Below are 9,748 nucleotides of genomic sequence, written 5' to 3' on the forward strand. Positions count from 1 at the left end.
ACCCTGGAGCGGGATTGGGAGACGGCGCTGACAGCCCACCAGACGCTGGAGAGCGAGCACCAGCGGGCCCTGGCCCATGAGCCGGACCGGCTGACGCCGGAGGAGCAGGCGGCGGTGCTCCGCTTGGCCGAGGACATTCCGGCCCTGTGGAGTGCTGCGTCCACGACGGCACGCGACCGGCAGACGATCGCGCGAACCATGCTCGATCGGGTGGTGATCCATCTGCAGGGCGCGACTGAGCGGGCGGAGATCGCGTGCCACTGGGCGGGCGGCGTCGTCACCCGGCACGAGGTCATCCGCCCGGTGCGTCGGTTCGAGCAGCTGGCGAACTTTGACCAGCTGCTGGCACGGGCGGTGGCGTTGCGGACGACTGGCGAGACGGCGGAGCAGATTGCCGCCCGCCTGAACGCGGAGGGCTATCGGCCAGCCAAGCGGAGTGCCTTCAACGCTCCGATGATCCGGCGTCTGCTGCAGCGGCACGGGCACGGCACGACCCGGCCGATCTGGTCCGGGAAAGTGCCGCGTGCGGATGATGAGGAAATGACCTTGCAGGAGGTGGCCGAGCAGCTCGGGGCACACCGGCAGACAGTCTACGGTTGGCTGCGGCGGGGGACACTCAAGGGGCGGCTGGCTCAGGTGGGGACACAACGCATTTGGCTGGTGAAACTCGCGGATAGGCCCATAGCTCGCATCCAACCAACAGACTGAACGTCACAGGAAGCAGTCATTGAGAGGCATCATGGCAACACGATCGAGCAACTCTTCGCCAAGCTCAAGGCACATCTGCGTAAAGCCGAAGCCCGCACCTTTGACGCGCTCTGGCGCGCCATTGGGGAGATCTGCGCTGGGGTCGAGGCTGAGGAATGCCGCAACTACTTCACCCACCGCCGCAGGATATGGATTCGTCTGAACCGCCGTTGCTCTAGCAATGGTACCGGGTGACCAGCTGGGCCGAGTACGATGCATCCCTGCGCCAGCGGGGAAGTCTGACGGTCTGGTTCTCCGATGAGGCGATTGCCGCCTGGCAGGCCGAGCCCCGCACGACAGCGGGCGGCCAGCCACACTACTCCACTCTGGCGATCAGGACGGCGTTGACGCTTCGGGCGGTGTTCCGGCTGGCTCTCCGCCAAACGGAAGGTCTGATCGGCTCGGTCCTGAGGCTTCTGGGACTCGATCTTGCTGTGCTGGATCACTCAACCCTGAGCCGTCGGGCAGAAACACTGGAGGTCCCAGGACCATGTCGGCACTCCGCAGGGCCTGTTCACCCATTGGTCGACAGCACAGGGCTTCGCTTATGCGGGCCCGGCGAGTGGCTGATCGAGAAGCATGGGACCCACAGACGCCGATCCTGGCGCAAGCTGCACATCGGCGTCGATGCTGACACCGGGCAGATCCTCGCATCAGAGTTGACCACGAGCGATGTCGACGACGGTTCGTAGGTCGGGGCGTTGCTCGACCAGATCACCAGTCCACTCGCTTCATTCACTGTTGATGGTGTCTACGTTCAGGCCGGCATCTACGGCACCGTCGCCCAGCGTTATCCTGATGCTGACGGGATCGTGCCACCACGATCAACAGCGGTGCCGAGCGAAAGGGCAGCGAGCACTCCAACCCAGCGTGATCGGCATCTCCAAAGCATGGCCGAGCACGGACGCATGGGCTGACAGAAGAGATCCGGGTACACTCGCCGGGCGCTGGTGGAGTCGTCCATAGGCCGCTTCAAACGAGTAGTCGGGGATACGCTGCGCTCGAGCATCGGACCTTTAAGTGGACGCACCACCGGCGGCGTCGAGATGATTCCAGGTCTGCTGAGATGCAGAACTTATTGGATCCGACTTCTCGTCCGATGCACTCGCGGACGGACCAGCGTCGTAGAACGGAGGTCACCATCGCCATTCATGCTTTGAACCGCATGCTTGAGCTTGGACGCCCAAAGTCTATCCGCGCCGCTTAACGAAAGATACAGATGGGCTCAGTCCGTTCACCAGCCGATCCGTGCAACACGGCCTGGACGTGCGCCAGTGCTGAGGCTCGACTCACGACTATGCAGGCACAGTACCTCTCCGAGTTGAAGGAGTTCCGGGACCGGATGGAAACGGAGACGAACAAGGCACAATCCGAACTTGGAGAATGGAAAGCCCGTCCATGGTGGCGGCGTCTGGCTGGCTAACGTCTATACCGTCAGCCTTGTATGGTCTCCTCGATGATCCTTAGATTAAGGTCCAACTGTGCCAACAGCGTTCAGGCCGTTCCTGTCGAAGAGCGACAGATCAATCTATGATCTGCACCGCAGCATTCCACTCGACACGGTTATAGGTAATCCAGCAATACTTCAGTGATCGCTCCTGCACCAACTCTCGGAAAGCCCGATGCTCGTGCTCTCGCCAGCCGGGTTAGTTGAAATACTCGTCGAACAGAATGACGCTGCCGGGAACGAGACGATCACCAAGCAGATTGAAGATAGTCCTGGTGGACGAGTACAGGTCGCAGTCAACGTGAAGGAAAGCGACCATTCCCTCGGTGCTCGGCGGCGAAATCAGGAAGCGTCTTGTCGAACCAGCCGACATAAAGTTTCACGTTTGAACGGACTTCAGGGGGTTTGCCTTGAGTATGGAACCAACCCTTGGAATATTCCCCAACCCAATCTTCTGGCAGACCTTCGAAGGAGTCGAAACCGTGAACTTGGCGCGATTGACCGACATGATCGGTGATCATGTTGATTGTCCTGCCACTCCACACCCCAAACTCAAGAATGAGCCCTTGGTCAGGCATCAACGCTAAAGCCCTCTTCCTCACCTCATGCTTCTCGTCGCAAGGAGCGGCACCCTTCATGTTGGTTGCGGCGAACTCCGCGCTGTCTGCAAGAGCAAGAAGCAACCCTACGGCCTGTTAGCGTCTGACAGCGTTGTCCCTCTTTGAGAGGAGGCGATGATGCTGACGGATGCACAATGGACGATCCGGGAGCCCCTGGTCGAAGCCTGCCGGCCGCATGCCAAAGTGCCCCTGTCAAATCTCCGGCGCACTATGAGCGCCATCCTGTGGCGGCATGAGAACGGAGCCAAATGGCGGTCCCTGCCGTCTGAACTCGGCCCGTGGTGGATGGCAGCCCAGACCTTCATCCGCTGGGCTCGTCTGGGTGTCTGGGAGCGCCTCCTGAACCTGGTGCAGCAACGCGGTGTTCAACTCGGCATGACGTTCCTGGACGGCACCAACGTGCGGGCGCATCAGAAGGCGGCGGGGGCTCACTGAGGAGGGGATCTCAAGCTCAACGAGACCACCGTGAGGTGAACCGCGCCGGATTTTCCGGAGGCTGATTGGCTTGGATTCTACGCGGCCATCGGCATGACCTCAAGCTTCGCATAGTAGGCCGCCTCCGCCTCGGCGGGCGGGATGTTGCCGATAGGCTCGAGCAGGCGCCGGTTGTTGAACCAGTCAACCCATTCGAGAGTGTCGAATTCGACGGCCTCAAACGAGCGCCACGGGCCACGCCGATGGATCACCTCAGTCTTGAACAGGCCGATGACGGTTTCCGCCAGAGCATTGTCGTACGAGTCGCCGACACTGCCGACGGATGGTTCAATCCCCGCCTCGGCGAGGCGCTCGGTGTACTTAATCGACACATATTGAACTCCCCTGTCGGAATGGTGAATGAGGTTGGTTCGCCAGGGCTGCCGGCCATGGAGAGCCTGCTCCAGGGCATCGAGCACGAACTCAGCCCGGGCCGAGCGTGACACACGCCAGCCCACGATCCGGCGGGCGAAGGCATCGATCACGAAGGCCACATAGACGAAGCCCGACCAGGTCGCCACATAGGTGAAGTCGCTCACCCACAAGGCGTTCGGCCGCGGCGCCGTGAACTGCCGGTTGACCCGGTCACGCGGACATGGGGCCGCGGCGTCACTGACAGTCGTCCTGATGCTCTTGCCGCGAACCACACCCTTCAGGCCCATCTGCCGCATCAGCCGGGCGACCGTGCAGCGCGCAACATCAATGCCCTCACGCTGCATCTGACGCCAGACCTTGCGCACTCCATAGACCCCGAAGTTTGCCGCGAAGACCCGGCGGATCTCCTGGCTGAGTTCGATATCCCGGCGTTCTCGTGCGGACCTTCGATCAGGATCGGCCTTGCAGGCGGCGTGCTCGTAGTAGGTGGACGGGGCGATCGGCAGCAAACGGCAGATCGGCTCGACCCCGTAGACCTCCCGATGCTCGTCGATGAAGGCCTTCATGGCTTGAAGCGGCGGTCGAGCTCCGCCTGGGCAAAATACGCGCTGGCCTTGCGCAGGATCTCGTTGGCCTGGCGCAGCTCCCGCACCTCACGCTCCAGCGCCTTGATCTTCTCCTGCTCCGTGCTCGTTGGCCCGGGGCGCAGGCCCTGGTCGCGCTCGGCCTGCCGCACCCAGTGGCGCAGTGTCTCGCCTGAGCAGCCGATCTTGGCCGCAATCGACCGGATCGCGTCATACTGCGAGGTGTACTCGTCGCGGTGCTCGAAAACCATCCGGACCGCCCGCTCGCGGACCTCTGGTGAATATGGGGGTGTTCGCTTGGTCATGGCTCCATCCTGTCAGGTGTTGGAGCCTCCGGGAATCCCGGGGCGGTTCAATTCCACTGCTCGACAGCCTGCCAGGTGAGCCAGCAGACCCAGCATGACTACACTGCGGAACTGGCGACCACTCTCCAACCCTTGGGCGGCCAACGCTGGTGGTGGATCTGCCCAGGCGTGGCGATCTTGTCGTCAAGCTCTACAAGCCCGCTAGAGGCACGCTCTTTGCCTCCCGCGAGGCCCATCGCCTCGCCTACCGCTTCCAGCGGCAAAGCCCTTATGACCGCGCCATCAGTCAGGCCTTCAAGCGCCGGGGCGTCTCGGAGCAGATGGCGGCATTGGCAACCCCATCGACAAGCCCAAGGGCATGCGCTGGGCTACCTTCGACCGCAAGATGGAGCAGGTCGAGGCCACAGCCACAGAGGTTGTCGTGAACGGACGCTTACTCCTGCTCATCCAGAAGCTCTCCCGCTTTGGATGGCGGCAAAGCAACCGCGAGTATTCATGCTGGCAGCGGCGGCTCTGTTCTGGACGCCGGCTATCCTAAATTGCTAGATAACGGCCTCACAAGCGCCGTGAATATGCTATGAAGATTACAAAAACTACTCTGAACAACGAGCTCCCGAAAACGGCACAGGTTGTGCCCTAAGCCCGATCTGGGTTCCTGACCGGCCGGTATGATGACCTTGTTGTGGCGTTCCCTTTAGCCCTGAGCCGAACGGAAGACTGTCTCCCCTACTCAGCCAATCATCGACAGAGGAACTCCTATGGCCCATCCCACAGCTTCCATCTCCACCGAGCTGACGCTAATGGCAGACGGCGGCCTTAACCTCGTGATCGCCGGTGACAGCAACGGCACCGACGACTACAGCGGCAAGGATCCTTGGATCGGCCTGAATCTGGGCCAGCCCTACGAACTGGACAATAATTCGGTCAGCGGCATCACCCTCGATACACAGGCCAATGCCAACCTGAGCGCCAACCTCGCCGACTACAAGGTCGGGGCCGACAACGTGCTGATCGTGCAGGCCGGAGCCAACGACCTGCGGGCCGACCTCCCGGCGGCATCGGTCTATGCCGATGCCATGAAGCTGGTGGCCGAGGCCGAGGCCAAGGGCTTTGACACGGTGATCGCCACCGAGCTGCCCAAGAGCCCAACCAAGGGCAACTGGGACGCCTCCGACGAGGTCGAGCGGATCGCCTACAACAAGCTTGTGCGCGGGAACAAAGCCGGTACCGATGCCGTGGCCGACGTGGCCGCCGATCCCGTCATGGGTGCGGCCTCCGCGCCCGACAACGAGACCCTGTACGTTGACGGCGTGCATGTGTCGGCTTCCGCCAACACCCAGTACCTGCAGCCAATCTACAGCAACGCGATCCTCAAGGCCCTGAACGCCGCTCCGACCCCGAGCCGGAGCCGAGTGAGCCCCTCCCTCCGCCGGACACTGGCACGGGCGAGGACACCATTACAGTGAAGATCGCGGGCACCGCCTACAAGGGTGATCCCAAGTTCGCGATCCATGTCGACGGCAAGGTGGTTGACGCCGAAACGGTCGTCACAGCGGATTATGGCACCGACTGGCAAACCTTCACCTTTACCGGCGACTTCGATGCCGCTGGCTCACAGAAGCACAAAATTGAGATTGATCTGCTCAACGACCTCTGGAGTCGTGGCAAGGGCGACCGCAATCTCTACGTAGACGCGGTCACGTTCAACGGTGTCACGCAATCGCAGGACGTGGCGATCACGAACCAGATCGATAAGGACTGGTTCTTCACCATCTGACCTTGGCTCGCACGCCGCCGGTATCCCTAGCTTGATGTCAGGGCAACCGGCGGCTGCTCAGGTGTATTCTCACGGCCTTAAGCGAAAGTACTCCTCGGTCACTGAGACCCTGCCGCGCAGGCCATGCTCCTGCGCGGATGATTCGATAGATAACTTTTTAATGACACTAATGAGGTCTTGAGATGTTGGAAAGATCAAGACTCCACCTGAGAGCATAGTCGCCGGCGAAAGGAGTACTCTGCTGGAGTTATGTAAATTCCTTGATCATTCTCCAGTATCTGCAGGGCTACCAAACCTATTTTCGATTCAGTTTGAATGAATATTATGTTGACGGTCACGAAAGTGCCGCGAATACGCTATGAAAAATTCACAACTATCACCAACGAAGGGACTTTCGGAACCTACACAGGTTGTGCTCCCTAAGCTCGATCCGGGGCCGGCCTAGTACGTTGACTTTGTTATGCGTACGCTGTGGCCCTGATCCTAACAGAATACCGTCTCTACTACCCATCCACCTCGACAGAGGAGCTCCCATGGCCCGTCCCCGTGTCTTCATCTCCACCGACATGCAGCTGATCACCGGCGTCAATGAAGTTGATGGCGACAAGGACGACGTGCAGTCGCTCGTGCATGCGCTGATGTACCAGGACAAGATCAACATTGTGGGCATCGCGTCTACGGTGTCCAAATGGCAGCCGGGCGCCAACGATGAGAGGTTCATCCACCACGTGATTGACGAGTATGGTGTCGATCACGCCAAACTCGCCGCCCATGGCCAGCCTGGCGAGTTCAAGACTGCTGCCGGCCTGCATGCTGTTACGTACCAAGGCACCAAATCAGTGGTGACGGGTGTTCCCGAAGCGACGGAGGCCTCAGCTGCAATCATCGGCGAGGCACGAGCCGCCAAAGCCGCCGGCGAGCCGCTTTATGTGGTCACCTGGGGCGGCACGGGCGATATCGCCCGTGCCCTGTATGATGCGCCTGACATTGCTGATGCAATTCGCCTGATCTCCTCCGCAGGTTCAGTGCAGGGCTCCGGGCCTTACAAATATATCCTCAACACCTTTGCCGGCCAGAAAGGCTTCTGGTGGATTGATGTCAATGACACGCTGGAGGGCGTCTTTGCCAGTGAGAACGACAAGTACCCGCTAGCGGTGTCCTTGGCTGAGGTGAAAGAGTTCGCGGACGGACACGGCAATCTGGGCACGTTCTTCTTTGAGAACAGCCAAGACCTGCGCGGAGCGGGCGGGTCCTACAGCGGCATGAAGATGGGTGACTCGCCCGGCATCCTGTACCTGATCGATCAAGCGAACAATGACAACCCGACGTCGGAGAGCTGGGGTGGCGAGTACCGTCAGGTCGGCACCAACCACTGGACCGACCTGACCGACCAAGCCCTGAATTTTTCCGACTCTAATGGCGCCCGCACCATCTACGAGGACCGGGCGGCATGGCTGGGCGACTTCAAGGCCCGCTTTGACTGGCTTTCGGGCGAGGCTCCCTCCCCACCGCCAACCGACCCGGCGCCCACTGAACCCGGACCTGTCGAGCCAGCCCCTACCGAACCCGTGCCGGTTGATCCCACCCCCCCAGAACCAACGCCCGTTGACCCGGCTCTGGACACGATCACGGTGCGCATCTCGGGCACGGAGTACAAGGGTGATCCGAACTTTGCCCTGTTGGTTGACGGCAAGACCGTTGACACCACGAACTTGGTCACGGCGGAACACAAAACAGGCCAGTGGCAGACGTTTACGTTCACGGGCGACTTCGATGCCGCTGGCACGCAAAGCCATAGCGTCGGGATCAAGTTTACTAACGACCGCTACAATAGGGACGCGGGCGACCGCAATCTTTATGTGGACGAGGTGACTTTTAACGACCAGGTCAACAGCAGTGACGCACTGCTCACGATGAACGGCGCCAAGTCTTGGGACTTTGTGCTGTGACCAAGGCCTCGTGAAAGAGTGCTCTTGGGACTAAGTACAGCGTCGGAACTCATGTGGGACGTGCACCGATGATGGTGCGCACCTTGTCCAGACTGTGGTTGCAGCGGTCGAAGAAGGTGAAGTAGTTTGGACTTAATCTGACAGACGGTGTCGTTAGGCTGAGGCCTGAGCCGAGGCCGGGCGCGGAGTGGTCGGGGTGCGTAGCGCCCGGCTTCGGCGTTCACAAGGACCACCGTCATGGCCAACGAGCAGAAGATCATCCGGGCCATGGTCGACCTGCTGGAACTGGCCAAGCAACTCGGCAACGTCAGCGGCCTTGCAAGATGATGGGCTACTCCCGCGACAGCTTCTACCGCTTCAGGGAGCTCTCCGAGACCGGCGGCGAACTGGCCCTGCAGGAGCTGACCCGGCGCAAGCCGCTGCTGGCTAACCGAACTCCGCCAGAAGTCGAGGCGGTGATCATCGAGCTGTCCCTGGAGCTGCCGGCTTTCGGCCAGATCCGCCTTGCCAACGAGGTGCGCCAGCGCGGCCATTCGATCTCGCCGGCCGGTGTGCGTGGGGTGTGGCGGCGGCACGGTCTCGAAACGATGAAGAAGCAGCTCAAAGCCTTGGAAACCAAAGTCGCGCAGGAAGGCCTGATCCTGACCGAGAGCCAGTTGGCGGCTCTGGAGAAGGCCAAGGCCGAGAAGGATGCGCATGGTGAGTTCGAGAGCGAGTGCCCCGGCTATTGCGCAGCCCAAGGCACCTTCTACGTCGGCACCATGAAAGCGGTCGGGCGCATCTATCAGCAGACCTTCATCGACACTTACACCAAGGTGGCGTCTGCCAAGCTGTATGACCGCAAGACCCTGCTCACTGCCGCCGACCTGCTCAATAACCGTGTCCTGCCGTTCTTCGACATCCACGACGTGAAGCTGTGTCAGGTGCTCACTGATCGTGGCACCGAGTACTGCGGCAATCCCGAGCGTCACGACTACGGGCTGTATCTCGCTGTGGAGGATGTGGATCACACCCGCACCAAGACCAAGAGCCCGCAGATGAACGGTATCGTTGAACGCGTCCACAAGACGGTGCTGGACGAGTTCCATCGCGTGGCATTCCGCAAGAAGATCTATAGCTCGACCGCCGAACTCCAGACTGATCTCGATGCTTGGGTTCGGAGTTATAATGAGGAGCGGCCGCACCAGGGGCGGTGGTGCTTTGGAAAGCACCGATGCAGACCTTCGTGGATGCCGTGCCGCTGGCGAAGGAGAAGATGATTGCAGCCTGACCCTGTCCGACAGGCTCAACCCGATCACTCCCTGACGCCGAATGTCAGATCAAATACCGACCACTACACTTGAGCCGCCACGGCCCGTGCGGCGCCTGGAAGTGATCACGGCTCAGGGCTTAATACTACAGCCGGGCCTTGCGTCGGCGTCGGGTGCGTTTGCGCCAGTGGCATTCGCGCGCCCGCTGCTGATGGCGCCG

At 60.9% G+C, this 9,748-nt stretch carries 7 protein-coding genes, 2 pseudogenes and 1 other annotated feature; of the genes and pseudogenes, 7 read left to right on the forward strand and 2 right to left on the reverse strand.

The genetic code is table 11. The features are described 5' to 3' along the window. Window positions 1-708 (forward strand): helix-turn-helix domain-containing protein (locus tag JQC81_RS31110; RefSeq protein ID WP_203275644.1); only part of this gene is annotated, 708 nt, incomplete at its 5' end. Window positions 709-938: 230 nt separating this feature from the next. Next, complete coding sequence (locus tag JQC81_RS33650; protein WP_312887619.1) at window positions 939-1,439, forward strand: IS5 family transposase; 501 nt, start codon at window positions 939-941, stop codon at window positions 1,437-1,439. A 1,051-nt stretch (window positions 1,440-2,490) separates the two neighbouring features. On the opposite strand, the gene JQC81_RS31120 is transcribed toward JQC81_RS33650, so the two are convergent. Next, on the reverse strand, window positions 2,491-2,877 hold the full coding sequence (locus tag JQC81_RS31120) for a class I SAM-dependent methyltransferase (protein WP_203275645.1): 387 nt from the start codon (window positions 2,875-2,877) through the stop codon (window positions 2,491-2,493). Between the two features lie 54 nt (window positions 2,878-2,931). On the opposite strand from JQC81_RS31120, the pseudogene JQC81_RS31125 reads away from it, so the two are divergent. Next, a pseudogene (locus tag JQC81_RS31125) lies at window positions 2,932-3,311 on the forward strand (transposase); the annotation flags it as partial. A 15-nt stretch (window positions 3,312-3,326) separates the two neighbouring features. On the opposite strand, the gene JQC81_RS31130 reads toward JQC81_RS31125, so the two are convergent. Further along, window positions 3,327-4,552, reverse strand: a protein-coding gene (locus tag JQC81_RS31130) for an IS3 family transposase (RefSeq protein ID WP_203275646.1) whose coding sequence is annotated in 2 segments (ribosomal slippage) — window positions 3,327-4,264 and window positions 4,264-4,552 — 1,227 coding nt in all. Because the reading frame shifts where the segments join, the coding sequence is not laid out codon by codon here. Next, window positions 4,155-4,271: a sequence feature (AL1L pseudoknot), on the reverse strand. (Overlaps the previous gene by 117 nt.) A gap of 758 nt (window positions 4,553-5,310) precedes the next feature. Here JQC81_RS31130 and JQC81_RS31135 point away from each other — a divergent pair. From JQC81_RS31135 to JQC81_RS31150, 4 genes and pseudogenes are all read left to right on the forward strand, one after another. Beyond that, window positions 5,311-6,018, forward strand: coding sequence for an SGNH/GDSL hydrolase family protein (locus JQC81_RS31135; RefSeq protein ID WP_203275647.1), 708 nt, complete (start codon window positions 5,311-5,313; stop codon window positions 6,016-6,018). Continuing rightward, on the forward strand, window positions 6,015-6,329 hold the full coding sequence (locus tag JQC81_RS31140; protein ID WP_203275648.1) for a carbohydrate-binding domain-containing protein: 315 nt from the start codon (window positions 6,015-6,017) through the stop codon (window positions 6,327-6,329). The genes JQC81_RS31135 and JQC81_RS31140 overlap by 4 nt, the downstream gene beginning before the upstream one ends. 533 nt (window positions 6,330-6,862) lie before the next feature. Further along, window positions 6,863-8,278 carry a nucleoside hydrolase-like domain-containing protein gene (locus JQC81_RS31145; protein WP_203275649.1) on the forward strand — a complete coding sequence of 472 codons (1,416 nt, stop codon included), beginning with the start codon at window positions 6,863-6,865 and terminating at the stop codon, window positions 8,276-8,278. A 237-nt stretch (window positions 8,279-8,515) separates the two neighbouring features. Beyond that, a pseudogene (locus tag JQC81_RS31150) lies at window positions 8,516-9,548 on the forward strand (IS481 family transposase). The last annotated feature ends 200 nt before the right edge of the window (window positions 9,549-9,748 follow it).

This window comes from Microvirga arabica (genome assembly GCF_016811235.1).
Lineage (GTDB): Bacteria > Pseudomonadota > Alphaproteobacteria > Rhizobiales > Beijerinckiaceae > Microvirga > Microvirga arabica.

Excerpts from the sequence above, each read along its gene's own strand:
- JQC81_RS31145 (WP_203275649.1), top strand. The coding sequence starts at position 6,863 with ATGGCCCGTCCCCGTGTCTTCATCTCCACCGACATGCAGCTGATCACC.
- JQC81_RS31135 (WP_203275647.1), top strand. The coding sequence starts at position 5,311 with ATGGCCCATCCCACAGCTTCCATCTCCACCGAGCTGACGCTAATGGCA.